This is a genomic window from Vreelandella titanicae BH1 (assembly GCF_000336575.1).
Taxonomy (GTDB): Bacteria; Pseudomonadota; Gammaproteobacteria; order Pseudomonadales; family Halomonadaceae; genus Vreelandella; species Vreelandella titanicae.
Genome location: NZ_AOPO01000006.1, coordinates 1 through 23,033, shown reverse-complemented (window position 1 = coordinate 23,033; position 23,033 = coordinate 1). Strand labels below are relative to the sequence as shown.

General features: G+C 57.3%; 23 protein-coding genes. 13 read left to right on the top strand and 10 right to left on the bottom strand.

All coding sequences use genetic code 11. The annotated features are described in order from the left end of the window. Positions 1-104: 104 nt before the first annotated feature. Entirely contained in the window at positions 105-1,205 is a 1,101-nt protein-coding gene (gene alr, locus HALTITAN_RS12505; RefSeq protein ID WP_039859364.1) for an alanine racemase, read from the top strand. Between the two features lie 12 nt (positions 1,206-1,217). After that, positions 1,218-2,132: an LpxL/LpxP family Kdo(2)-lipid IV(A) lauroyl/palmitoleoyl acyltransferase gene (gene lpxL / locus HALTITAN_RS12500; protein WP_009287327.1), complete on the top strand. Its 915-nt coding sequence runs from the start codon at positions 1,218-1,220 to the stop codon at positions 2,130-2,132. Positions 2,133-2,439: 307 nt separating this feature from the next. On the opposite strand, the gene speD is transcribed toward lpxL, so the two are convergent. The 5 genes from speD to HALTITAN_RS12475 form a co-directional block, all read right to left on the bottom strand. After that, positions 2,440-3,234, bottom strand: coding sequence for an adenosylmethionine decarboxylase (gene speD, locus HALTITAN_RS12495; RefSeq protein WP_022522363.1), 795 nt, complete (start codon positions 3,232-3,234; stop codon positions 2,440-2,442). Beyond that, positions 3,231-3,659: an OsmC family protein gene (locus HALTITAN_RS12490; protein WP_022522364.1), complete on the bottom strand. Its 429-nt coding sequence runs from the start codon at positions 3,657-3,659 to the stop codon at positions 3,231-3,233. Before HALTITAN_RS12490 ends, speD begins: the two co-directional genes overlap by 4 nt. Positions 3,660-3,730: 71 nt before the next feature. Continuing rightward, complete coding sequence (locus HALTITAN_RS12485; RefSeq protein ID WP_027958028.1) at positions 3,731-4,153, bottom strand: gamma-glutamylcyclotransferase family protein; 423 nt, start codon at positions 4,151-4,153, stop codon at positions 3,731-3,733. 3 nt (positions 4,154-4,156) lie between these two features. Further along, complete coding sequence (gene murU / locus HALTITAN_RS12480) at positions 4,157-4,825, bottom strand: N-acetylmuramate alpha-1-phosphate uridylyltransferase MurU (RefSeq protein ID WP_039859362.1); 669 nt, start codon at positions 4,823-4,825, stop codon at positions 4,157-4,159. Next, entirely contained in the window at positions 4,822-5,832 is a 1,011-nt protein-coding gene (locus tag HALTITAN_RS12475; protein ID WP_022522367.1) for an aminoglycoside phosphotransferase family protein, read from the bottom strand. The genes murU and HALTITAN_RS12475 overlap by 4 nt, the downstream gene beginning before the upstream one ends. 70 nt (positions 5,833-5,902) lie before the next feature. Here HALTITAN_RS12475 and HALTITAN_RS12470 point away from each other — a divergent pair, with 70 nt between their 5' ends. The 5 genes from HALTITAN_RS12470 (at position 5,903) to apaG (ending at position 11,791) form a co-directional block, all read left to right on the top strand. Then, positions 5,903-8,353: an LPS-assembly protein LptD gene (locus tag HALTITAN_RS12470; RefSeq protein ID WP_027958026.1), complete on the top strand. Its 2,451-nt coding sequence runs from the start codon at positions 5,903-5,905 to the stop codon at positions 8,351-8,353. 39 nt (positions 8,354-8,392) lie between these two features. Further along, on the top strand, positions 8,393-9,418 hold the full coding sequence (locus tag HALTITAN_RS12465) for a peptidylprolyl isomerase (RefSeq protein ID WP_027958025.1): 1,026 nt from the start codon (positions 8,393-8,395) through the stop codon (positions 9,416-9,418). A gap of 11 nt (positions 9,419-9,429) precedes the next feature. After that, positions 9,430-10,494 (top strand): 4-hydroxythreonine-4-phosphate dehydrogenase PdxA, encoded by a 1,065-nt coding sequence (gene pdxA, locus HALTITAN_RS12460; RefSeq protein WP_039859360.1) that lies wholly within the window; start codon positions 9,430-9,432, stop codon positions 10,492-10,494. Between the two features lie 95 nt (positions 10,495-10,589). After that, positions 10,590-11,417, top strand: coding sequence for a 16S rRNA (adenine(1518)-N(6)/adenine(1519)-N(6))-dimethyltransferase RsmA (rsmA, locus tag HALTITAN_RS12455; protein ID WP_027958023.1), 828 nt, complete (start codon positions 10,590-10,592; stop codon positions 11,415-11,417). Then, positions 11,414-11,791, top strand: coding sequence for a Co2+/Mg2+ efflux protein ApaG (gene apaG, locus HALTITAN_RS12450; RefSeq protein ID WP_022522372.1), 378 nt, complete (start codon positions 11,414-11,416; stop codon positions 11,789-11,791). The genes rsmA and apaG overlap by 4 nt, the downstream gene beginning before the upstream one ends. Here apaG and HALTITAN_RS12445 read toward each other — a convergent pair. Further along, on the bottom strand, positions 11,788-13,236 hold the full coding sequence (locus HALTITAN_RS12445) for an FAD-dependent oxidoreductase (protein WP_039859355.1): 1,449 nt from the start codon (positions 13,234-13,236) through the stop codon (positions 11,788-11,790). The genes apaG and HALTITAN_RS12445 overlap by 4 nt on opposite strands. Then, complete coding sequence (locus tag HALTITAN_RS12440) at positions 13,236-13,415, bottom strand: twin-arginine translocation signal domain-containing protein (RefSeq protein WP_039859354.1); 180 nt, start codon at positions 13,413-13,415, stop codon at positions 13,236-13,238. Before HALTITAN_RS12440 ends, HALTITAN_RS12445 begins: the two co-directional genes overlap by 1 nt. Positions 13,416-13,678: 263 nt before the next feature. Between HALTITAN_RS12440 and HALTITAN_RS12435 the strand changes: the two genes are divergently transcribed. Together HALTITAN_RS12435 and HALTITAN_RS12430 are read left to right on the top strand one after the other, a co-directional pair. Then, entirely contained in the window at positions 13,679-14,500 is an 822-nt protein-coding gene (locus tag HALTITAN_RS12435; RefSeq protein WP_009287324.1) for a symmetrical bis(5'-nucleosyl)-tetraphosphatase, read from the top strand. Beyond that, entirely contained in the window at positions 14,497-15,654 is a 1,158-nt protein-coding gene (locus HALTITAN_RS12430) for a tRNA nucleotidyltransferase/poly(A) polymerase-related protein (protein ID WP_009287323.1), read from the top strand. Before HALTITAN_RS12435 ends, HALTITAN_RS12430 begins: the two co-directional genes overlap by 4 nt. A 1-nt stretch (position 15,655) precedes the next feature. On the opposite strand, the gene folK is transcribed toward HALTITAN_RS12430, so the two are convergent. Both folK and folB read right to left on the bottom strand, forming a co-directional pair. Continuing rightward, positions 15,656-16,204, bottom strand: a complete 549-nt coding sequence (folK, locus tag HALTITAN_RS12425) for a 2-amino-4-hydroxy-6-hydroxymethyldihydropteridine diphosphokinase (RefSeq protein WP_009287322.1) — start codon at positions 16,202-16,204, stop codon at positions 15,656-15,658. Then, positions 16,201-16,581, bottom strand: a complete 381-nt coding sequence (gene folB, locus HALTITAN_RS12420) for a dihydroneopterin aldolase (RefSeq protein ID WP_039859353.1) — start codon at positions 16,579-16,581, stop codon at positions 16,201-16,203. Before folB ends, folK begins: the two co-directional genes overlap by 4 nt. Before the next feature lie 90 nt (positions 16,582-16,671). Here folB and plsY point away from each other — a divergent pair, with 90 nt between their 5' ends. Next, a complete protein-coding gene (gene plsY / locus HALTITAN_RS12415) occupies positions 16,672-17,244 on the top strand; it encodes a glycerol-3-phosphate 1-O-acyltransferase PlsY (RefSeq protein WP_009287321.1) in 573 nt (190 codons plus the stop codon). Here the strand turns inward: plsY and tsaD are convergent. Continuing rightward, entirely contained in the window at positions 17,241-18,290 is a 1,050-nt protein-coding gene (gene tsaD, locus HALTITAN_RS12410) for a tRNA (adenosine(37)-N6)-threonylcarbamoyltransferase complex transferase subunit TsaD (RefSeq protein WP_009287320.1), read from the bottom strand. The genes plsY and tsaD overlap by 4 nt on opposite strands. Before the next feature lie 223 nt (positions 18,291-18,513). Between tsaD and rpsU the strand changes: the two genes are divergently transcribed. From rpsU to rpoD, 3 genes are all read left to right on the top strand, one after another. After that, entirely contained in the window at positions 18,514-18,729 is a 216-nt protein-coding gene (gene rpsU / locus HALTITAN_RS12405) for a 30S ribosomal protein S21 (protein WP_008956349.1), read from the top strand. Positions 18,730-18,998: 269 nt separating this feature from the next. Beyond that, positions 18,999-20,867, top strand: coding sequence for a DNA primase (gene dnaG / locus HALTITAN_RS12400; protein ID WP_009287319.1), 1,869 nt, complete (start codon positions 18,999-19,001; stop codon positions 20,865-20,867). Positions 20,868-21,093: 226 nt separating this feature from the next. Next, entirely contained in the window at positions 21,094-22,944 is a 1,851-nt protein-coding gene (gene rpoD / locus HALTITAN_RS12395; RefSeq protein ID WP_027958016.1) for an RNA polymerase sigma factor RpoD, read from the top strand. The last annotated feature ends 89 nt before the right edge of the window (positions 22,945-23,033 follow it).

Below are 23,033 nucleotides of genomic sequence, written 5' to 3'. Positions count from 1 at the left end.
TCTCTCTAAGCCGGGCGAGTGCCAGTGAGCGCTTACTCGGCTTTTTATTGCTGGCAGTTTTATTAATAAACTTTTATTGCTAAATCAGGTAAGTGAGAAAGCACATGCGCCCTCTTGTGGCCGATATTGATCTGGACGCGCTGCGTCACAACTATCAATTGGCGTGCCGCTGCGCGCCGCAAAGCCGATCAGTGGCAGTTATCAAAGCCGATGGGTATGGGCATGGCGCGCTGGCCTGCGCTCAGGCGCTGGAAAGCCAGGCTCCCGCGTTTGCCGTTGCCTGTATCGAAGAGGCGCTTACCCTGCGCCAAGGCGGCATTACCCAACCCATTATCCTGTTGGAAGGCATCTTCAGCGCCGACGAGCTAGCGCTGGTGGATTCCCACGGCTTCTGGATTGCGGTACACAGCCAATGGCAGGTCGATGCCCTGCTAGCCGCTTCACCTATAAAGCCAATTCCTGTCTGGTTGAAAGTTGACTCCGGCATGCACCGCCTGGGCTTTGCCATCGACGAGGCCGCCGCTATCTGGCGTCAGCTAAGTGCCACGCCAAGCGTGGCCTCGCTCCACCTTATGAGTCATTTTGCCAGCGCCGATTCCCGCGATAACCGCTATTTCAACCAGCAAATGACCCGGCTGCAAGGTCTTGCTAGCGAGCTAGAAGCGCCGCTGTGCCTGGCCAACTCACCGGCTACCCTGGCGTGGCCGGTGGCCCATGGTGACTGGAACCGGCCAGGTGTGATGCTCTACGGCAGCGACCCCTTGGAAGTTGCCAACGAAATCACTCAGCAACTGCAGCCGGTGATGACCCTACGCTCAGAAATAATTGCCCTGAGGGAGCTGGAAGAGGGCGAGCCCGTGGGCTATAGCGGGCGCTGGCGCGCACCGCGGCGTTCACGCATTGCCGTGGTCGCCTGCGGCTACGGTGATGGCTATGACCGTCATGCCCGCGATGGCACGCCGGTACTGGTCAACGGCCAGCGCTGTGCGATTGCCGGAAAAGTCTCCATGGATATGTTGACCGTTGATGTGACGGACGTACCCGACGCCGCGATTGGCAGCGACGTTGTATTGTGGGGCAGGGCCAGCAACGGCGAGGTGCTGTCGGTGGATGAAGTGGCCCGCTACTGCGATACCATCAGCTATACGCTGCTAACAGGGGTACTGCCTCGGGCGCCGCGGCGTTATCATGGGCGTTCTGCTTAAACGGTTGTTTGCATGTCGAAATCACGTTACCCGCGCTCATTCGCCCACCCGCGTTACTGGCCCACATGGCTGGCTATTGGTGCCATGTATATCGCTGCCTGGTTGCCTTGGCGATTAAAAATGGCCATTGGCAAAGGGCTTGGACTGCTCGCCTGGCGCTTTGCCAAACGGCGGCGCCATATTACCGAAACCAATATAGCGCTCTGTTTTCCCGAAAAGAGTCCCCAGCAACAGTATCAGCTCGTTAAAGATACCTTTATTGCCAATGGTATTGGTCTTATTGAAACCGCAACCGGCTGGTGTCGGGATGGCGAAAGCCTACGCCACCGGGTCGCTTACATCGGCGAAGAGCATATGGCCCGCGCCGAGGCCCGGGGTAAAGGCGTGATCATTGTGGGGGTTCACTTCTCTTCCCTCGATTTAGGGGGTGCCCTGCACGCGCTGTTTTTCTCTGCCGATGCGGTCTATCGACCGCATAATAACCCGCTGTTTGAGCGTTTTATGACCCGCGCCCGCGGGCGCAATTTTGGTGTTGCCCTCGACCGTTATGACTTGCGTGGCGCGGTGCGTCAGCTCAAGGATGGACGTATGGTGTGGTACTCACCGGATCAGGATTTTGGCCGCGATGTGAGCGTATTTGCGCCGCTATTTGGTCAGCAGGCCGCGACTATACGCTTAACGGCCAAGCTTGCGCGTATGACCGGCGCGTCAGTGGTGCCGATGATGTTTCACCGCAACCCGGATAACGCCACCTATACCATTGAAAGCCTGCCTGCCCTGGAAGGTTTTCCCAGCGGCGATGAAGTTGCCGATGCCACACGAATCAATCAGTTTATTGAACTGGCCATTCGCAAGCATCCCGAGCAGTACCTCTGGCTACACCGACGTTTTAAGACTCGCCCTGAAGGCGAGCCAAGCGTTTATTAAACGGCGATAGCCCTTCCTGTCATCGCGAGCGAAGCGCGGCGATCTCGGCTTGAGTGCCCACCGTAGGTAGAGATTGCTTCGTCGCAGGCTCCTCGCAATGACAGATAAGCCAGGCTCCTAATGCCCTTCCTGTCATCGCGAGCGAAGCGCGGCGATCTCGACTTGAGTGCCACCGCGGGTAGAGATTGCTTCGTCGCAGGCTCCTCGCAATGACAGGATAAGCCAGTATATTTAGTTGATATGAAAAAAAGCCAGCGTTCGCTGGCTTTTTGGTGTTTCGGTGCTGCGTTGAGACCCGTTTGGGGGCTTAATCCAGATTGCGGGAGTAGAAAATTTCCAGCATCTCTTTACGCAAACGGCCCTCGATATCCCGGGCTTCTTCAAAGGTAATATCGCGACGCGACGTGCCGAACAGGTAGTTATCCAGTTCGAAGTCTTTGAGCAGCATCTTGGTGTGGAACATATTCTCCTGATACACGTTGACGTCCATCATCTGATACGCATTCTTGGTGTCTTCAGCGAGGTAGTCTTGAATGGAAGTAATACCGTGATCGATAAACAGTTTTTTGCCATCCACATCGCGAGTAAAGCCACGCACCCGGTAATCCATGGTGACGATATCGGAGTCGAAGCTGTGGATCAGGTAGTTCAGCGCTTTTAATGGGCTGATATGACCACAGGTGGAGACATCAATATCCAGGCGGAAGGTGCTAATACCGTTGTCGGGGTGCGACTCGGGGTAGCTGTGCACCGTCACGTGGCTTTTATCCAGGTGGCCAACCACCGTCTCCGGTAGCGGGCCGGGACCTGGCTCAATTTGTTCAGGCGCCGCCTCATCAAGCTCATGTTCGGCAATCAAAATCGTCACGCTCGCGCCGTGGGGCTCGTAGTCCTGGCGGGCGATATTGAGCACATGGGCGCCGATGATATTGGTGACGTCTTTAAGAATCTGCGTCAAACGTTCGGCGTTATACAGCTCATCGATATAGTCGATGTAAGCCGCCGTCTGCTCTTCGGTTTTGGCATAACAGATATCGTAAATGTTGAAGCTCAGCGAGCTAGTCAGGTTGTTAAACCCGTGGAGTCGGAGATTGTCTGTCACGTCCGAGCCTCCTCCATAATCTCAAAGGAATGGGTGATCTCAACGCCGCCGTTAACGAGCATGATCGAGGCACTGCAGTATTTTTCAGCGGAGAGCTCAACCGCGCGGGCCACCTGCTTCTCTTTCAGCGCGCGACCGGTCACCACGAAATGGACGTGGATCTTGGTAAAAACGGCGGGCACTTCATCGGCGCGTTCGGCGTCTAGCTCAGCAACGCAGTCGGTCACATTGGCACGCGCTTTATCAAGAATATTCAAGATATCAAAAGCGGTGCAGCTGCCCATGCCCATTAGCAGCATTTCCATTGGGCGAGGCCCTGTGTTGCGACCACCGTGGTCGGGCGGGCCGTCGATCACAACGCTGTGCCCGCTACCGGATTCCGCCACGAATTGGCGGCCTTCTGTCCATTTTACCCGTGCTTTCACGTTGCTCTCCTCATCTAGGCGACGAAAGGTAAGTCGCGCAGCATAACATTTCTTGGCCTGCGCGCCTCTTCTCAGCGCCGCTGTTGAACATTGCTAATGTTCGGCATGCGCCAGCCACTTTCATAAATAGCTGTTTTACCTGTCACACTCGGATTGTAAAGATACACCCAGGCGAGACCAAAACAGGTGGTTATCTGCTGGCGGTCATACTCACCCTCTGACGGCGCATCGATGCGGTAATCCTCTAACCAGTCTAGCTGGGCCAGATGGTCAATACTGATCTGATAGACTTCAATCGTCACCCCTTTTGACCGCTGCCATTTGGCACCGGGGTAGGGGCCAATATCGTAAAGCGTGAGCGCTTTAGTAACGTCGCTCCCGAGCAGAGTGGCTCCGTTTAGCCAGTGGGCATTGTTGAAACCTTGCTTGAGCGTGCCGTAGACCGCTACCCGTGGAGTGTTGGCGATTGCCTCACGTAAGTGGTGCGGATGCATAGGCTAACCCCTTTCGCTCTGTAGCTGGCGTTCCAGCGCCGCCAGTCGTTCAGGGGTTCCAACGTCGACCCAATGCCCTTTATAGTGCTCGCCGCTTACCCGGTTGTTATCGATAGCAGTTCTCAGCAGTGGCGCCAAGGCAAAGGTGCCCTGGGGTTGTCCGGCGAGCAGCCCTGGGTGAATCACGCTGATACCTGAGTAGGTCAAACGCTCAGTGCTGGTTTGATTCACGCGCCCTCCTGCTAGTCCAAAATCCCCACTGGCGTGATGAGAAGGGTTTTCCACCAGCATCAGGTGGGCCAGATCATTGCCTTGCAGCGCGTGCTGGGTGGGGAGCGCTGCGCACCAAACATCGCCGTTAATCAACAGAAACGGCGCCTCGCCAAGCATCGGCAGCGCTTGCTGAATACCGCCTCCGGTTTCCAACGGTTCGGTTTCGCGACTCCAGTGAATGTGCAGTCCATAGGCGTCACCATCGCCGAGCGCTGCGATAATCTGCTCTGCACGGTAGCTGACATTGATGACGACCTCATGAATACCTGCCTGGCGAAGACGCGCCAGGTGGTGCACGATTAGCGGCTTGCCCGCCACGGGCAGCAGCGGTTTGGGGCAGTGGTCGGTGAGCGGGCGCATTCGCTTGCCTAGGCCTGCGGCTAAAATCATCGCTTTCATGACGGTATTTCCGCTAGTCGTTTCATAATGGCAGGTCGTAAGGTGAGTTGGAGCCACTCAGCGAACTCAGCCTGCTCGGTCAGAAACGAAAAGCTATCTTCCAGATGATCCAGAAAGTGGGGTAAGCGCTCGAGATAGCCACTTTTTTGATCGCGCAGGGTTAAGCGGCAGAAAATCCCCAGCACTTTTAGTGAGCGCTGGGCAGCCATCGCGTGGCACTGGAGCAGAAAAGTGGCAAAATCGACACTGCTGGGCAGTCGACCATCATGGCGGGCCTGGTGATAAAAAGCCTCGACAAAGCCAGCGAACTGCTCATTGCTAAAGCGGCAGTATCGCCCCCGTAACAGCGAGATCACATCGTAGCTGAGCGGGCCAGCCACGGCGTCCTGAAAGTCGATCATAAACAGACGCTGATCGTGCAGCATCAGGTTCATGGCATCAAAATCACGGTGCACAGTCACTACCGGCTGCGCTAAGGCATGCTGGATAAGCTGCTCACGAACAACGTGCCAGCTCTCTGGCGATGGCAGCGTTAACCAAGCGCTGAGACACCACTCGGGAAACAGGTCGAGTTCGCGGCCCAACAACGCCGTATCATACACGGGCAGCGAGTCAGGGCCTGCGCGATTTTGCAGCTCGGCGATCAGCGTGAGAGCCTGCTGATGGTAAGCCTGTATGCTAGCGTCGTCGCTAAACAAACACTGTAGGGGGGTGTTACCCAAGTCTTCAAGCAGCAGAAAGCCGTCCGCCAGGTTGGTGGCGTGCACCTTGGGTACTGGCAGTCCGGCGCTTCGCCAGCGCTTGGCAATGGTTACAAACGGCTGGGAGTCCTCTTGCTCAGGCGGGGCATCCATGACCACCTGGGTGGTGCCGTCGGGTAGTGTGAGGCGAAAATAGCGCCGAAAACTCGCATCGCCCACGGCGGATGAAAGCGAAATATCGGTCTCAGAGAGACCGTTTTGTTGGGCGGCCCACATGGTGAGGGCGTTAATCCGATATGAGGACATGCAAGCTCCTTGCTGGTCGGGCATCATGCGGGCTGTATAATACCGATTCTGGATGCCAAGGATAACGAACATGGGCAAGCGATTTTCGCGCACGTTGCCGGTTGCGCATACGCTGATGGGCAGTTTGCTTGCTGGCGCCTCGTTTACAGCGGTGGCTCAGGGTCAAACCATGTCCGCTGAAGCGTTGGATTGGCAACCCTGGGGGGAAGAGGAAGCGGCTAACCAACTGTGCCGGGGCCGCTATGTAATGCCCAGCTACCGCTTGCCAGCGGAAGATAACCCGGAAACCGTCTCGTTGGAGGCCCGGGAAGTCGATTACGCTGCCGATGGCGAAGCATTGCTACGCGGCGATGTGGTACTGCGCCGCGGCAATGAAGAAGTGGAAGCGGAGCGTATCTTTTTACCCGCTGACCGTCAGCAGGTCGACGCAGAAGGTAATATCGCCATCCGCGATGGGCGCGCTTTGGTGCGTGGCGAACAGGCGATGCTCCGGCTAAACGAAGATCGGGCCACCCTGGGTGACAGCCACTATGTGCTCTACGAGCAGCATCTGCGCGGTCAGGCTAGTCAGCTAGAGCAGACTGGGGAGGGCGAGTACCGCCTGCAAGACGCAAGCTTCACCACCTGTGATCCAGGCGCCAATAGCTGGCAACTGGTCAGCAGCGATATTCGTTTGAACCAAGCCGAAGGCTTTGGCACAGCGCGTCATGCGCGCCTGGAAGTGAAAGATGTGCCGGTATTTTACTGGCCATGGCTGCGCTTTCCCATCGACGATCGCCGCCATACAGGCTTGCTGTCTCCGTCGATTGGCTTTTCAACGGACGGTTTTGACTACGCCCAGCCGTTTTATTGGAATATTGCCGCAAACCACGATGCGACGATCACGCCGCGCTGGATGAGTGACCGCGGGCTGTTGATGAACGGTGAATACCGCTACCTGTTTGAGGAGAGCTCGGGCATCGTTGAAGGCGGCTATTTAAACAGTGATAACGGTGGCTCTGGCGGCGGAGAAAATCGCTTTGAGGGTGATGATCGCTGGTATGTGGATGCCCGCCATGCGGGGCGGGTAAATGAGCGCAGTAATTATCGGCTGCGCTACGGGGCTGCCAGCGACGGTCGCTATTTCGATGACTTCGGCGGTGAGTTTGGCGAGAGCGAGCGCGCCAGTATGGAGCGTTTGGCCCAGGTCGATTACCGCGGCCAGCGCTGGCAGTTGGATGCCCGCGCCCAGGGTTTCCAGCGCTTGGAAGACCCGCTTAGCGATAGCGATAAACCTTTTTATCAACTGCCGAGCCTGAGCGCGAATGCCAACTGGCAGTTCGACAACGGGCTATATACCCAGTGGCGATCAAACGCGACCTATTTTTGGCGCGACGTGGATGAGCGCCGCGTGCCGGAGCGCGAAGCGGCCACCGGTAGCCGTTTGCACCTAATGCCTGCGGTTGGCTGGCGTTTCGAGCGCCCTTGGGGCTACCTGGAGCCGCGTACCGAGCTATGGAACACTGCTTACGAGCTGGATTACGGCGAGCGCGATACACAGCGTAGCGACTCACCCAGCCGCAGTGTTGTGCTGACCTCCATCGACAGTGGGCTCGTCTTTGAACGTGAGCTTGCACTGGGTGGGCGGGACTACCGCCAAACCCTAGAGCCGCGTTTGAACTACGCCTATGTGCCGCGCACCGATCAGAGCGAACTGCCCGACTTTGACAGCCGCGAACGCGCTTTCTCCTGGGATCAGCTTTGGTCAGCGCAGCGCTTTTCCGGTACTGACCGCGTTGGCGATCTCAACCGGCTCTCTTACGGCGTGCAGTCACGCTTATTGGAAGATGCCTCCGGTCGTGACCGGCTCTCGTTTGGGGTAGGTCAGAGCGTTTACTTTGATGACCGCCGTATCGATAGCGAGGGCGATGCCGATACGCTGCCGGATCGGCCGGAAGACAACCCAAGCGTCAATCCGGAAAGCCGCTATCAGGCCACCCGAGATCGTTCGCCGCTGGTTACCCGCCTTGACTGGCAGATTAATGATCGCTGGAGCAGCGGAGCAGAATGGCTCTACGATGACCACCGGGAACGCACCGAACGATCAAGTGTTGATGTTAGTTACCGGCATCCCGAAGGGCACGTAGTGAACCTTGGCTACCGTTGGGAGATCGAAGGGTTCGATCCAGGCGTATTGCCGGGCGATAACGGCTTTCGCGACTATAACCGCGAAGAGTGGGATCTCTCATTTGCCTGGAAAGCCAGCACCAACATTGATTTGATTGGCCGCTACCTGCACGATCAAACCAATGAACGCTCACTGGAGCAATTGGCAGGCGTGCAGTGGAACAACTGCTGTTACGGTCTGCAGTTGGTGTGGCGCGAATGGGTAGATGACAATGACACCGCACCCATTAATGATGACTTTAATGATCGCGGGCTATTTTTACGCTTCGTATTCCGTGGCTTAGGCGGCGTTGGCCAGGATGCGGATAGCTATTTTGAACAGACCATTCCTGGCTATCGTCCGACTGCCCTGTAAATGACTTCCATCGAATGGCTAATGAAAGAGACGTTTGTTATGAAAATGAGAAAGCCCCTGCTAGGCCGTATGAAACAGCTATCGGCTGGTAGCCTGCTCGCTTTGTGTGTAGGCGCAGGCCTTGCATTGGCCCCGCTAGCCCTTCAGGCGCAGAACTTCCAGTCCACCCAGCGCCAAGTGCTGGACAGCGTCGTGGCCGTGGTCAATAACGATGTGATTATGCGCAGCGAGTTAGATGATCGCATGACGCAAATCGAGCAGCAGGCGCAGGCCCAGGGTGGTAATCTCCCTCCGCGCTCCCAATTGGAGCGTCAGGTGCTTGAGCGCATGGTAATGGAAGAGATTCAACTGCAGATGGCGAAAGATGCCAACTTGAGCGTCGATGATACCGAGCTCAATGGGCAAGTGCGCTCGATTGCCGAATCCAATGGCATGACGCTTGACCAGTTTGCCGATGCCGTGGAAGCTGATGGTATGACGCTGGCCAGCGTGCGCGAAGATATTCGCCGCGAAATGCTGATGCGTCAGGTGCAGCAGCGCCAAATTAGCAACCGCGTATCGGTCAGCGATCGCGACGTTGAGCGCTTTCTAAACCAGCAGCCCGGCCAGTCCGGCGAGCAGAACTTTATTGAAGAGACCCGTGCCCGCCACGTGCTGATTGCACTGACCCCTAATCGCGATGAAAACCAGGCCCGCGCGCGAGCAGAAGAGGTACGTCAGCGCCTTTCACAAGGCGAGGATTTTGCTTCGGTGGCGCGTGAGATGAGCGACGACAGTGGCACTGCCCTCAACGGCGGCGAGCTTGGCTGGGTTCGCCCAGGGCAAACCGTACCCGCCTTTGAAGAGGCGATGCGCGACCTGGATGTTAACCAGATATCTCAGCCGGTTCGCTCTCAGTTTGGCTACCACGTGATTGAGGTGGAAGAGCGCCGTCGTCAAAACGTTACCCAAGAGAGCCAGCGTGAGCAGGTGCGCCAGGCGATCTTCCAGCGTCGCGCGAACGAAGAGTTAGAGACATGGCAACAAGAGATTCGCTCCCAGGCCTTTGTTGATATTCGACTCTAATGGTAGTGGGAATGGTAGCGGGCACTTTATCTTCCGATAGCGAGCTGCCGGTAGTAGTGACCACCGGCGAGCCGGCGGGCATTGGCCCCGAGCTAATGCTGTTGCTAGCGGCCCAGGGCATCCTCCCCGCGGGTACAGTAGCGATTGGCGACCCGGATATGCTGCGCCAGCGTGCAGCAGCGCTGGGACTAGGTGTCACGGTGATTGAGTGTTCGCCTGGCGAGTACCCAAGTAGCCCCCATGGTTTGCCGGTCTGGCCGGTTGCGCTGAACCAACCGGCCACGCCGGGCGTTCTCAATCCGGCCAACGCTGACTATGTGCTGGCTACCTTGGCGCTGGCGGTGGATGCCTGCCAAAAAGGTCAGGCGGCCGCTATGGTTACGGCGCCACTTCATAAAGGCGTCATCATCGAAGGTGGTCACCCAGCCTTTACCGGCCACACTGAGTGGTTGCGCGATGCCTGCGGCGTCGATGAGGTGGTAATGATGCTCGCCACCGATACGGCGCTGCATGCTGCGTCACCAAGCTGGCAGGGTGGCGGCGATCTGCGTGTGGCGCTGGTGACCACCCATTTGCCGCTGCGCAATGTTGCCGACGCCATCACCTTTGAGCGGGTAACCCGTATTAGCCGACTGCTTGCGGCTGATTTACAGCGCCAGTTTGGGATTGCCCAGCCACGTATTGCGGTATGTGGCTTGAATCCCCACGCCGGTGAAGATGGTCACCTGGGGCGCGAGGAGCTGGATGTTATTATTCCCGCCCTTGATGCACTGCGCGCTGAGGGAATGGATATACTTGGCCCCTTGCCCGCCGACACGCTGTTTACCCCCAGACATTTGGCTGGTGTCGATGCGGTGCTGGCTATGTACCACGACCAGGGTTTAGCGGTGTTAAAATACGCAGGCTTTGGTCAAGCCGCTAACATTACTCTGGGCTTGCCATTGGTACGCACTTCGGTCGACCATGGCACCGCGCTGGATCTGGCAGGCAGAGGCGTGGCAGATCCCGGCAGCCTAAACGTCGCTATCGCCCTTGCGCGCCGTCTAGCTGCAAGGCGGTTGTCTGCTGAGATATAACCTGCTCTGGCACCGATTCGTGCAAACGACCAGTTGCAACAGTGCTGGCTACTACATACTCCCGATTGAATCCGCACCCCAAGGAACACCGTTTGATGTCTACTGTGCCCCAACACCGCGCTCGTAAACGCTTTGGTCAGAATTTTTTACGCGACCTTGGCATTATCTCGCGGATCGTTCGCGCCGTTGGCCCGCGCTCGACGGATCGCCTCGTCGAAATTGGCCCAGGCCAGGGGGCGCTGACCGAGCCGTTGCTGGAAGCCGCGGGGCACTTGGAGGTGATCGAACTCGACCGTGATCTGATTCCCGGTTTGCGGGTACAGTTTTTCAACTATCCCGATTTTGTGATTCATGAAGGCGACGCACTGAAGTTCGATTTTGCTGCGCTGAAAGGCGATGGGCCCGCGCTACGCGTGGTAGGCAACCTACCCTACAACATCTCCACACCACTGATAATACATCTGCTGGCTGCAGGAAGTGCCATACAAGATATGCACTTTATGCTGCAAAAAGAGGTGGTTGAACGCTTAGCCGCAGAACCCGGCGGTGCTGATTGGGGGCGTCTGTCGGTTATGGCTCAGTACTACTGCCAGGTCGAACAGCTGTTTATCGTGCCACCGGAAGCCTTTGTGCCACGACCCAAAGTCGACTCCGCCATTGTGCGCTTAACCCCCCATGAAACGCTGCCCCATACGGCGGATGACCCAGCGATGCTGTTTGAGCTGGTGAAGCTCGCCTTTGGTCAGCGGCGCAAAACGCTGCGCAATAACTTCAAAGGGCGGGTGAGTGCCGACACCCTGGAAGATCTGGGCATTGACCCCATCCGCCGTCCGCAAACGTTGACCGTGGCGGAGTACGTGGCGATTGCCAACCGTGTCGCCGCCGATGAGCAGGCAAGCGGTGAGCGGGGCAGCCAAACGTGAGTGGCCTAGCAATCAAAGTGAGCGTCGTCCCTAGCTATCGCGCTGATGAGTCTAACGATGGAGAGTCGCGCTATGTGTTTAGCTACACCGTGACTGTCCACAATCAGAGCCCCCATAGCGTTCAGCTGATGGCGCGCTACTGGAAAATCACCCAGGGCAGCGGCGACTGCCAGGAAGTCCGCGGCAAAGGCGTCGTCGGCCAACAGCCGCTAATTGGCCCCGGCCAGAGTTTTCGTTACACCAGTCGCGCCATTCTGCAAACCCCGGTGGGGGTGATGGAGGGTGCCTATACGCTGTTGGATACCTCTACTCAGCGTGTTTTTGAGGTAGCCATTACTCCTTTTAGGTTAGCCGTACCGCTTCAGCTCCATTAGACAGTTTGGGTTAGCCTGCTCTCCAGGTGATCGCAAAGCCGCAGGGCCAGCTGTACTAGCGTTAACGTCGGGTTGGCGTGCCCGGCGCTGGCAAAAACGCTGGAACCCGCCACATAGAAGTTATCCTGGGCAAACAGTCGGCAGTCGGGGTTAACAATGCCTTCCTCGGCATTAAGGCTCATACGCGTGCCGCCCATATGGTGACGGCCAGCCAACTCGCCCTCGGTAGGCAGTTGTACCGGCGTATCGGCCAGCCAGTCAGCCATTTGCAGCCTTCCCACCTCGTGGTCGCGCAGATACTCCCCTAATAGCAGCATGCTCTCGCGGATCGTATGGCGATCCAGCTCGGACTGCTGCCACACCAATCGGCTGCGGGGTACGTCCAGATCATCCAGCTCTTCGCTTAACTCTATGCGATTGTCAAAGCGCGGCTCTTGCTCCCAGGCGGCTCTGAGTACCGCGCCGTGTATCACCCGTCCCTGGGCCTGCCAGACACGCAGTCGTCCCGCCAGCGTGGGGGCCTGATCCGCGAGCTCGTCAATCAGTTCCTGGGTGGCTTCAGCGTTCATGCGGTGCAAGCGCAGCCCACAATTCAGTATTTGGCGTGAGCTGATGGATTGAGCGGTGGGGGAGAGGAACACGTTGTAATCCTCGTCCAGCCCCAGTGCCGCTGGCTCAAAAATTAGCGCCTGACCCACCGTGGCGTGGGGGTGCTCCATCCAGTAATGCCCTAGGGTGTCGGCTTGAGGTATAAGCTGGCCATTTAACTGTTGGTTGCACCACAGCAGCAAGCGCGAGTTTTCGATGCCGCCACAGGCCAGCACAAAGTAGCGCGCCTGAACCTTTCGGTAATCGCCTTGGTAGTTTTTGAAGATAGCGCCGGTGACTTTGCCATTCTGGCTTTCCAGCGCCACCAAGTTGGCCGTTAGGCAGCACTCCAACGTGTTCGATTCGCTTAGCGTGGTGGCATATTTCTCCTTCAGACGCGTCGGGTGGCCCAGTGAGAAATAGATGCGCTTGAGCCCAGAATCCGTGATCGGCTGATCAGCAGGCGTAGGCGCCAAGTCGAGCACGCTGGCCGCGGCGCGGTAGTAGGGCGATAACGCATCCCGGCCAATAGGCCAGGCCGTCTCACTGGCAGCGCTTTTGGCGGTAAAGTCATAGCGATCAAGTGGTCGGCAGATGCCGCCCCAGTGGTTGGTTGACCCGCCCAAGTGGCGCAGGCGAGCACCATAGAGGGGAATATACGGGTCGCCGATAACTTCGCCCCGGTAGCACTCTTGGGAGCGTTCGCTGTAGTCCGCATCGCCACCTTCGCAGAGCAGTACGCGGTGGCCCCGCTCCGCCAGGGTAACGGCCATGGAAATGCCCGCCGCACCCGCGCCGATAATGCAGACATCCACTGCATGGCTGTGTTCGCTAATGTCCTCAAAAGCGATATACATCAGCAGTCACTGCTGCGCAGGAGCCAACCATTAACCGTCACCGCAGCGGGCGGTGGGTCAAGCTTGGGCGCGGCGGCTCGTGCGACAGGAAGAAGCGTGGTGCCGGGGAGGATTAGTGCGCCAATGCCTGCCAGCGTTGCCGCTCGCAGTAGCCCGCGTCGAGAGTAATCCATTGTCATAAGCGTACCGTTTTCCTTAACAGTTGTTGCGAAGTGGCTACTCGAGTGACTAACTATTCATTTGACCAACTACGCGATTGAGTGGCTAAGCTAGCGAGAAGCGCAAGAGTGCCAAAGCGTATTTTTATAGTGATCCAGGTTTGTACTTTTCACCAGTGTTAATCATCAACATAAGCCACCAACATAAACCACCGACGACAGGCATAGGATGTCGGTGAAGTGGTAGTATTTAGCCTACTCATTTTACTAAAAAGGCCTCGTGCATGAGCACCTATGCGATCGGCGATCTGCACGGCTGTCACGCCGAATTTGTAGCCCTTCTTGAAAAGCTTCGCTTCAACCCCGCGCGGGATACGCTATGGCTGGTGGGCGATTTGATTAATCGTGGGCCTGGTTCATTGGAGTGTCTGCGAGAAGTGCGCGCACTGGGTAGCTCGGCACGCAGCGTATTGGGCAACCACGATTTTCATTTGCTGGTCGTAGCGCGCGGCGGCGGCAAGCTGAAAAAAAACGATACCCTGGGCGATATTCTGGGCGCGCCTGATCGCGAAGTGTTGCTGGATTGGCTACAGAGCCAACCGCTTAGCGTGTTTGAAAACAGTACGCTAATGACCCACGCCGGGCTGCTTCCCCAATGGAGCGTAGCCCAGACCGAGTCTCTGGGGCGTGAAGTGCAGATGGCGCTAGGCAGTGAAGCATCCGGTAAGTTTTTAACCCAGCTGTTTGGCAACCAGCCAGACAGCTGGCACGACGAGTTAGACGGCATTGATCGGCTGCGCCTGACTGTCAATGTGCTGACTCGGATGCGCTTTATTGATGCCCAGGGCCGTTTGGACTTTGCGGCCAAAGAGGGATTGGACAGTGCCCCAGAGGGCTTTCTGCCCTGGTTTCAATACCCGCGTGACGATGACACCCGCCTACTCTTCGGCCACTGGGCGGCGCTGGAGGGGAATACCCCCCAGGCGCGGGTACCCGTTGAGGCGTTGGATACGGGCTGCGTGTGGGGCGGACGTCTAACCGCGCTCAATCTGGACAGCGGCGAGCGAACCAGTGTAGCTAGCCTTCAGCAGGAAAAACGACAGTGAAAGAAACAAACAGTGATCCCCGCTTAGCAGGCTTGAACGTGTATCGGGTAGGCGGCGCCGTGCGCGATGAGTTACTCGGCTGGCCGGTATATGACAATGACTGGGTCGTGGTGGGCACTACGCCAGATGCCATGCGCAAGCGCGGATTTAAGCCCGTGGGGCGCGACTTTCCAGTTTTTCTGCATCCCGAAACCGCTGAGGAATACGCCCTGGCCCGCACCGAACGCAAGTCTGGCCACGGCTATGGCGGGTTTGAAGTGCATGCCAGCCCCGATGTCAGCCTGGAAGAGGATCTATTGCGGCGTGATTTAACCATTAATGCCATTGCCCAGAGTACTGAGGGCGAATTAACCGATCCGTTTAATGGTCAAGGCGATATCGAACGGCGCGTGTTGCGGCATATCTCCGCGGCGTTTAGCGAAGACCCGCTGCGAGTGCTGCGTACCGCACGTTTTCTGGCCCGCTATGCGTCACTGGGCTTCACCATTGCCCCTGAAACCCAGGCACTAATGCGTAAGGTGAGCCACAGCGGCGAACTTGAGCACCTGGCCGCCGAGCGGGTGTGGGTCGAAACGGAAAAAGCGCTGGGTGAGCCAAGCCCAGAGGTCTATTTCACCACCCTTGAACGTTGCGACGCGCTCAACGTCTGGTGGCCAGAATTGGCGGGCGAAGCGTTAGTGAAGGGCTTGGCAGCGATGGCTGAGGTACCTGATAGCGATATGTTCCCATTGGCTCATTGGCGCCATGCGCAGTTGGTATCGCCGCTAAGCGCTGAGCAGCGCGATGCCTTGTCGGAACGACTCAAACTGCCCAATGCCGTTGCCCAATTGGCTCGCCATACCGCGCTTACCTATTCTTTAATAAACCATTCGCTAAAAAACCATGCGCTGCCTTCCGGCGCATTAGAGGGCCCCAGCGTGCTACGTTGGCTGGAACGTTTGGATGGTTGGCGTAAGCCTGAGCAGGTCGAGGGACAGCTGGCGTTAGTCAAAGTGTTGGCGCCTGAGCAGGTTGGCCCGCTCGAAAACGCCTGGCAGGCTGCTCGGGAGGTAAGCCCCCAGGCACTGATAGCTGAGGGATATCAAGGCGCAGCGCTGGGCGAGGCCTTGCGAGCGCGCCGCGGGCAGGCCGTGGAGGCGGCGCTAACCAAGTAATTTACCGGCGTGCCGCCGCCAGCAGGGGCTGTTCATCCGCTTGGGAGATCCAGCGGCCGCGCCAGCTGAAATCCACCGCCCAAAGGCGCTGGCTGCCTAGCTCGAAGGCGCTCCATAGCGCGGCATAGGACGTGCCGCAGCGGGGGTGGCACTGATTGGGGAGCAGCTCAGCAAGCGGCTGTAGCACGAACGCATTATGGGTAATTTCGCTACGCGGTAAGGCGATTTCGTCAACCGTGCCGCAAAGGCTGCCCACCGTGAGCAAGTCGATATCCAGCGCGCGGGGACTAAATTTGGCAAGACCAGGCAGGCGGCCATGCTCTATTTCCAGTTGCTTCCCCCATGCCTGAAGTTCGCCGGGTGTCCAAGCACTGTGAAACGCCACCACCAGGTTGTAGAAATTGCGGCTGTCGGCGAAACCGACCGGCTCGCTTTCAAACACACGGGAGATCTGCAGGGGGCCGAAGGTATCAGCAAGCGCATCCAGGCAGCAGCGAATATGCCGAGTAGGGTGAATATTGCTGCCTAAGCTGACGGTCACCAGGTTCATGCGCTGATCTCCTGGGTTGCCTCCGGCAGGTTGCCGCGGGTGATTTCCAGGCCGACGCTAACGACGTTGGCAACCGCGCCCGGTTTACGTACCGTCAAGCGCAGCCAAGTGATAGGGAATTCCGTACGCAGGCACTCAGCGAGGCGTTCGGCAAAAGTCTCTACCAGGGCGAACTGATGGGCATCGGCAAACTGCTGAATGCGCTGGCAGATAGCAGCGTAATCCAGGGTGAGGCGCAGATCGTCGGTGGCTGCCGCCGAGCGAATATCGGTCGCCAACACCAAGTCTAAGCTTAGCGACTGTTGAATCGAGCGCTCCCAGTCGTAGACACCAATCACGGTGTCGACGCTTAACGCTTCAATCAAAATGCGATCCATCCAGCTTCCCCCTACGGTAACAAGCGGGCGATTGTACGTTAGGATGGGGCTAAACGACAGTATATCGGGCCACAAAGCGAGCATGGCGCCATGGTATGGATAGTGGTGGGTTATTTAAGTGGCAGTTGGCTGGCAGCGCTGAGCGTTTGCCGCCTGGCGGGTGTGGGCGACCCCCGTCAACACGGTTCATTTAATCCCGGCTTTTCCAACGTACTGCGCCTATATGGCCCCCGCTTAGCGGCAGCCACCCTGCTGTTAGACGCCTTAAAAGCCATGCCTGCTGTTTTGGGTGCCAAGCTGATGGGCTATCCGGTCTGGCTGCAGGGGCTTGTGGGATTGGCAGTATTGCTAGGCCACAGCTTTCCACTGTGGCATGGCTTTCGTGGCGGTAAAGCGGTCGCCAGTGCCTTCGGTGTGTTGTTGGTGTTGGTGCCCCAGGTGGCGCTACTGAGTGCAGCGATATGGGCACTGCTGGCGTGGCGATTAAAAACGGCGGCATTGGCTTCGTTAGTGAGTGCACTCGTGGCGCCGCTGGCCTGTGGCTGGCTGGCGCCGGAGTACGTCATGGTGGTGGGTGGATTCAGCCTGCTGGTGCTGGCCCGTCACGGGCTTAATATTCGCCGACTGCGACGCGGTGAAGAGCCGCCGTTTCGTGGTTCTTAGCGTGAGACAGGCGGTGTCAGCTGATTCAGCGGCCAGCGGGGCGTCGCCTGCATCATGCCAGGGGTGTCGCACTCTCCCGCTGCCAGGCGTTGAGCACCGACATAAGCAATCATGGCGCCATTGTCGGTACAGAATCGCCCGCGCGGGTAGTAGGCGCGGGCCTGGCGTTTTTCGCACTCAGCCTGCAGTCGTTCACGCAGGCGATGGTTGGCGCTGACCCCGCCCGCCACCACTAAGCGCTTCAAGCCGGTTTGATCCAGCGCTCGACGGCACTTAATCACCAGCGTATCGACAACGGCCTCTTCAAAGGCGCGGGCAACGTCGGCGCGGGCCTGGGCGTCGAATTCGTCGGCTGTTTCCAACTGGCGAATGGCCGTCATGGTGTGGGTTTTTAGGCCCGAAAAACTGAAGTCTAGCCCTGGCCGGTCGGTCATGGGGCGCGGGAAGCGAAAACGCTTGGGGTCACCCTGTTCCGCCAGCTTGGCGACCTGAGGGCCGCCTGGGTAGGCCAGTCCGAGCATCTTGGCAGCTTTATCAAACGCTTCACCAGCCGCGTCATCCACCGATTCGCCGAGCAGTTGATAGCGACCCAGCCCCTGAACTTCGACGAGCTGGGTATGGCCGCCGGAGACCAGCAGCGCCACGAAAGGGAACTCGGGTGGCTCGTCTTCCAGCATCGGTGCCAGTAAATGGCCTTCCATATGGTGTACGCCGAGCACGGGGATGTTCAAGGCCCGAGCCATGCCATGGGCGGTACTGGCACCCACCATTAATGCGCCGACTAAGCCGGGGCCTGCGGTGTAAGTGATGCCATCCAGGTCGCGGCGCGTTAGCTTGGCGTCGCCGAGCACTTGCTCGATCAGCGGCAGCAGTTTGCGGGTGTGATCGCGAGAGGCGAGTTCGGGCACTACGCCGCCAAATTCTGCATGCATGGCGATTTGGCTATACAGCGCATCGGCAAGCAGCCCCTGGCCGCCGGTTAACGAGGTGTCGTAAAGCGCGACACCCGTTTCGTCGCAGGATGTTTCAATGCCCAGAACTCGCATAAAAAGGGACTCTCAAAGGCTATTCAAAAGATGTAAAGGTGAAAACAGAAGGGCGCTAGTCTAGCATTATCGCCGTGGATCAGCGTAAGCATTTGCAAAGATGGTCAACGGCGACTAAACTACTGTGCGCTGTAAAACTGGGTCGTACACCGTGTTCTAAAATGTAATATCGCAGTGTACGTACTATCCGAACTCAAGACTCCTTAAGGTAGGTGAGTGCTTAATGCCTTCTGTAAAAGTACGTGATAACGAGCCGTTTGACGTCGCCCTGCGTCGCTTCAAGCGTTCTTGCGAAAAAGCCGGTGTTCTTTCTGAAGTACGCCGCCGCGAGCACTATGAGAAGCCGACTGCTGAGCGTAAACGCAAAGCGGCAGCTGCCGTAAAACGCCACGCTAAGAAAGTTCAGCGTGAGCAAAAGCGTTTCGAACGGCTCTATTGATCCGTACCCGAGGGGGCCGGAGCAGTTAGCTGGTCGTCTCAAGAGGGATGCCAAGCGGCCGCCACTAGGTGGCCGTTTGTTTTTGACTGTTGTTCTTCAAAGCTGTCGTTGCTAAAGGCCGTCGCTGTTTATGATGATCTGATCTGGCAATGGGTCTGATGACCTTAGGCAGTGTTTTAAAAAACTGGTTTTGAAAACTGGTTTTAAAAAACAGGGCTTTTAAAAACAGTCTCGAAAGTTAGCGCTTTGCGCGAGGATGCCCGTAGTTCATGGCAGGCCAAATTCCACAGCGTTTCATTGATGATCTGTTAGGCCGCGTTGACGTGGTCGAGGTGGTTGGTGAGCGCGTGCAGCTTAAAAAGGCTGGCCGTAACTACTCTGGGCTGTGTCCCTTCCATCAAGAGAAAACCCCATCGTTTACCGTCAGTGCTGATAAGCAGTTTTATCACTGCTTTGGCTGCGGAGCTAATGGTAATGCACTACGCTTCTTGATGGAGTACGACAAACTACCGTTTCCTGAGGCGGTAGAGCAGTTGGCCGGTCGCCTGGGTATTGAAGTGCCGCGTGAAGGCGCTGATGACCCGCGTGCCCAGCAGCGTGAAAAGAAGCGCAAAGAGGGCGTTAACCTGCTCGAACTCGCCGCCAGTTTTTATCGCGAGCGATTAAAGATGCAGGAGGGCCAGCCTGCCCAACGCTATTTGTCGGGCCGTGGGCTCTCGGACGAGGTGATCAAGACCTATGGCATTGGCTATGCCCCGGCGGGTTGGGAGGCGCTAAAACAGCATCTCAGTGAGCGTGGTATCGGTGAACCAGTGCAGGTGGAGTATGGCCTGCTGATTCATCGTGAGGATACCGGGCGTACCTACGACCGTTTTCGTGATCGGGTAATGTTCCCCATTCGCGATTTGCGCGGTCGTACGATTGCCTTTGGTGGTCGAGTGATGGGCGATGACCAGCCCAAATATCTCAACTCGCCGGAAACGCCCGTATTCCATAAAGGTCGTGAGCTTTACGGCTTGTATGAGGCGCGCCAAGCCTCGAACAAGCTTGAGCAGTTGATCATGGTCGAAGGCTATATGGATGTGGTGGCACTGGCGCAATACGGTATTCATAATGCTGTGGCGACGCTGGGTACCGCCACCACAGAAGACCATTTGACCCGCCTGTTTCGACTGGTGAGTCGCGTAGTGTTCTGTTTCGACGGTGATCGTGCAGGGAGGCAGGCGGCTAGCCGGGCATTGGAAACCGCACTGCCGCAAATGATTGATGGCCGTGAAGCGCGCTTTCTGTTTCTGCCCGAAGGTGATGACCCGGACACCCTGGTGCGTCGTGAAGGCACCCAGGCATTTCAGGATCGCGTGACCTGTGCCATGCCTCTGTCGGAGTTTCTATTCGAACAGGCGGCCCAAGGGCGCGACTTGAATACCGTGGAAGGGCGCGAGCGGTTTGCCAGTCAGGTGCTCGAAGCATTGAACAAAGTGCCTGAAGGCATGCTCAAATCGCTACTGCTGGAGTCATTGGCAAAGCGTAGTGGGCTGGCGCAAGAGCAGTTGAAAGTGCTGCTCGAAAAGCGTTCCCAGGCGTCGCAGCGATCCGTCACCCAAGGTGATGTTTCGCAGGAGCCGGCAGAGCAGTTGGAGTCCGAATCGGCCTCATCCGCCATGAACGGCGCTGTTTTGGCAGCGCCAGCCCGCTCATCGCGCTCACGTTCTCAGGCGCTCTCCCCGGTTGGGCGTATCGTGCAGCTGTTATTGCATGAGCCCAATCTGGTGGTCACGCTCCCTGATCATTTGGAGTGGTTGCCGGAAGATGGCGATGCGCCGCTATGCCGCGAGCTGATTGAACTGCTCAAGGCAGGGCGCTACCGCAGCCCACAAGTGGTGTTGGCGCATTTTCAAGGCAGCCAGCAGGGGCATGCCTTGGCGGCTTTCGCCAAGCGCGAACTGTTGATTCCCAAGGCAGATCGGGAAGCAGAGCTGAAGGGATTGGTGGAACACTTGCAGTACGTTCAGCGCCAGCGTTCTCCTCAAGAGGAGTACACGGCGTTGCTGGCGCAGGAGCGCGCCGGGCAAAAGTTGGATAAGGAGCAGCGCCAGCGTTTGGCAAGCTTGGTAATGGAGCTTGCTCAGCGCCAATGAGGCGGTGTCTTGGGCGATGGGGGTTGAATTCCTAGCGTTTCAGCACCAGATATAGGGTCAGCTACCGAGCGTTGGCCTAACCGAACAAACTAACACACCTGAATTACCGCGCAAATACGTCGAGCTGGAAAATTTCTTGCTTTTTACGCTATACTGTACGGCTTGTTGAGTTTAATCGATTCAGCGCTCCAGGTGTTTCATTCTTCTTCGTCGAGATAGGGTTTCTATGGCTGGAAATGCGCAGCAGCAGTCGCGTCTGAAGGAGTTGATCGCTCGAGGCAAGGAACAGGGTTACCTGACCTATGCCGAGGTCAACGACCATCTACCTGAGGATATCGCCGACCCGGATCAAGTGGAAGACATCATTGGCATGATCAACGACATGGGTATAAGTGTCGCTGAAGAAGCGCCAGATGAAGACACTTTGATGATGTCGGATCAATCCACGGACGAGTCCGCTGCGGAAGAGGCCGTAGCGGCCCTTGCCGCCGTGGAAAGCGATGTAGGCCGCACCACTGACCCCGTACGCATGTATATGCGTGAAATGGGCACGGTTGAGCTTTTGACCCGTGAAGGCGAAATCGAAATCGCCAAACGGATCGAAGAGGGTACCCGTGAAGTGATGTCGTCTCTGGCCTATTTGCCCGGTGCCGTCGCGTCTATTTTGGACGCCTATGACGCTACCCAGGATGAAGAAGCGCCGGGGCGTCTTTCGGATCTGTTTTCTGGTTTCATCGATCCCGATGAGGGTATCCCCGGCGTTGCCGAAGCAGAGGTGCCCGAACCGGAGCCTGAAGCCGAGATTGACGACGACGTTGAGAGCGACGGCGACGATGAGGACGAGGATTCTACGGCCAGCGAGGGCGGCCCAGATCCCGAAGAGGCGCGTGCACGTTTCGAGCAGATTCGCGAGCAGAACGCCTTGGTGGAAGAGGCGTTTGCCAAGCATGGCCGCGGCAGTGCTGAGTTAAAGGCCGAGCAAGCCCGCTTGGCGGTGCTTTTCTCGCCTATCAAGCTGGTGCCTAAGCACTTCGAGCGCTTGGTCGGTCAGGTGCGTATCAGTGTTGAGCAAGTGCGTGCCCAAGAGAAAGCGGTCATGCAGCTGTGCGTGAAAAAAGCCAAGGTGCCGCGTAAGACGTTTATCAAGTCGTTTCCTGGTAATGAGTCGAGCAAAACATGGCTGGATGAATTCCAGGCAGCGCAGAGCAAGTACGCAGACCGCCTTGAGCCGTTGCGCGCCGATATTGCTCGTGCTCAGCGCAAGATCGCCTTCGAAGAGGATATGGTGCAGCTCTCGGTTGCCGACCTTAAAGAGGTGAATCGCAAGCTCTCGATTGGTGAGGCGAAAGCTCGCCGTGCCAAGAAAGAGATGGTTGAGGCTAACCTGCGCTTGGTGATTTCGATCGCCAAGAAGTATACCAACCGTGGTTTGCAGTTCTTGGATCTCATCCAGGAAGGCAACATCGGCTTGATGAAAGCGGTCGATAAGTTCGAATACCGCCGTGGTTATAAGTTCTCGACTTACGCCACCTGGTGGATTCGTCAGGCAATTACCCGCTCGATTGCCGACCAGGCACGCACCATCCGTATCCCGGTACATATGATTGAGACGATCAACAAGCTCAATCGCGTATCGCGCCAGATGTTGCAGGAAATGGGCCGTGAGCCAACGCCGGAAGAACTCGGCGAGCGTTTGGAAATGCCGGAAGATAAAGTACGCAAAGTGCTCAAAATCGCCAAAGAGCCGATCTCCATGGAGACGCCGATTGGTGACGATGATGATTCACACCTGGGTGACTTTATCGAAGACGGTACCATGCTGCTGCCCATTGATATGGCTACCGGTGAAGGTCTTATCGAAGCAACGCGCAACGTGTTAGGCGGCTTGACCGCCCGCGAAGCGAAGGTACTACGCATGCGTTTCGGTATCGATATGAACACCGATCATACGCTGGAAGAGGTGGGCAAACAGTTTGACGTAACCCGTGAGAGAATTCGTCAGATTGAAGCCAAAGCGCTGCGTAAGCTGCGTCACCCCAGCCGCTCCGAGCCGCTGCGCTCGTTCCTTGACGAGTGAATGTCGTAAGTGGTGAGTGGTAAATAGAAAGTCGTAAGTGGTGAATAGAAATCAGTCGCCGCTAAGACCAAAAAAGCCCGCCGTTCTCT

Coding starts and splice junctions, on each gene's coding strand:
- alr (WP_039859364.1), top strand. CDS start 105: ATGCGCCCTCTTGTGGCCGATATTGATCTGGACGCGCTGCGTCACAAC.
- lpxL (WP_009287327.1), top strand. CDS start 1,218: ATGTCGAAATCACGTTACCCGCGCTCATTCGCCCACCCGCGTTACTGG.
- HALTITAN_RS12485 (WP_027958028.1), bottom strand. CDS start 4,153: ATGCATCCGCACCACTTACGTGAGGCAATCGCCAACACTCCACGGGTA.
- murU (WP_039859362.1), bottom strand. CDS start 4,825: ATGAAAGCGATGATTTTAGCCGCAGGCCTAGGCAAGCGAATGCGCCCG.
- HALTITAN_RS12475 (WP_022522367.1), bottom strand. CDS start 5,832: ATGTCCTCATATCGGATTAACGCCCTCACCATGTGGGCCGCCCAACAA.
- HALTITAN_RS12470 (WP_027958026.1), top strand. CDS start 5,903: ATGGGCAAGCGATTTTCGCGCACGTTGCCGGTTGCGCATACGCTGATG.
- HALTITAN_RS12465 (WP_027958025.1), top strand. CDS start 8,393: ATGAAAATGAGAAAGCCCCTGCTAGGCCGTATGAAACAGCTATCGGCT.
- pdxA (WP_039859360.1), top strand. CDS start 9,430: ATGGTAGCGGGCACTTTATCTTCCGATAGCGAGCTGCCGGTAGTAGTG.
- rsmA (WP_027958023.1), top strand. CDS start 10,590: ATGTCTACTGTGCCCCAACACCGCGCTCGTAAACGCTTTGGTCAGAAT.
- HALTITAN_RS12445 (WP_039859355.1), bottom strand. CDS start 13,236: ATGTATATCGCTTTTGAGGACATTAGCGAACACAGCCATGCAGTGGAT.
- HALTITAN_RS12440 (WP_039859354.1), bottom strand. CDS start 13,415: ATGACAATGGATTACTCTCGACGCGGGCTACTGCGAGCGGCAACGCTG.
- HALTITAN_RS12435 (WP_009287324.1), top strand. CDS start 13,679: ATGAGCACCTATGCGATCGGCGATCTGCACGGCTGTCACGCCGAATTT.
- folK (WP_009287322.1), bottom strand. CDS start 16,204: ATGAACCTGGTGACCGTCAGCTTAGGCAGCAATATTCACCCTACTCGG.
- folB (WP_039859353.1), bottom strand. CDS start 16,581: ATGGATCGCATTTTGATTGAAGCGTTAAGCGTCGACACCGTGATTGGT.
- plsY (WP_009287321.1), top strand. CDS start 16,672: ATGGTATGGATAGTGGTGGGTTATTTAAGTGGCAGTTGGCTGGCAGCG.
- tsaD (WP_009287320.1), bottom strand. CDS start 18,290: ATGCGAGTTCTGGGCATTGAAACATCCTGCGACGAAACGGGTGTCGCG.
- rpsU (WP_008956349.1), top strand. CDS start 18,514: ATGCCTTCTGTAAAAGTACGTGATAACGAGCCGTTTGACGTCGCCCTG.
- dnaG (WP_009287319.1), top strand. CDS start 18,999: ATGGCAGGCCAAATTCCACAGCGTTTCATTGATGATCTGTTAGGCCGC.
- rpoD (WP_027958016.1), top strand. CDS start 21,094: ATGGCTGGAAATGCGCAGCAGCAGTCGCGTCTGAAGGAGTTGATCGCT.